A 653-nucleotide genomic window follows, 5' to 3' on the forward strand; every position below is an offset into this window, starting at 1 on the left:
TTGCTGGATGTCCTTCGCGGAAAGCGAAAGCGGGCTACAAGCCGAAACCACCTGTGGACATCCAGCGCATCCAACCCGCATCCCCATCATTGCCGATGACAACACGATCATAAGCTGACACGGATTTGTCTTTGTTAGAAGATGCGAGGAATATCCATGACCACCACGAATGAAATCGCCGACAAGATTGCTGCCGACAACGGCCTGACTAAGGTTCAGGCGAAAAGCATCGTAGAGGCGGTGTTCCAGGCCATTGCCGATGCAGCAGGCTCCGACGCTGAAACCTCGATCCCAGGCTTCGGAAAATTCAAGGTGAAGGCTTCGCCTGAGCGCGAGGGTCGCAATCCTGCGACCGGAGAGAAGATGACGGTTGCCGCCTCGAAGAAGCTGACCTTCGCGCCTGCCAAGGCTTTGAAGGATGCACTAAACAAGTGATCCCGATGTTGGAGAGCCCCGCCTTGCGGCGGGGCATCCGGTATCAGTCCCGATCCGAGCGGGACCAGATGACGGAGAGGCTTTTCTCGCCTCGACCTCGATCAGCGTTGCGTAGATCGAGGCCTGATGCACCTCTCATCCGCAGCGTCAGCTGGCTTTCTGGTATTGGTCGAGTGGCAATATGTCGTGTTGGTGCTGACACACCAGCGGGCAACTTA

At 56.7% G+C, this 653-nt stretch carries 1 protein-coding gene; it reads left to right on the top strand.

The annotated features are described in order from the left end of the window. Positions 1-156 precede the first annotated feature (156 nt). Positions 157-435, top strand: a complete 279-nt coding sequence (locus tag ACP7E6_RS29440; protein WP_426233725.1) for an HU family DNA-binding protein — start codon at positions 157-159, stop codon at positions 433-435. The last annotated feature ends 218 nt before the right edge of the window (positions 436-653 follow it).

This window comes from Pararhizobium sp. DWP3-4 (assembly GCF_049898205.1).
Taxonomy (GTDB): Bacteria; Pseudomonadota; Alphaproteobacteria; order Rhizobiales; family Rhizobiaceae; genus Pararhizobium.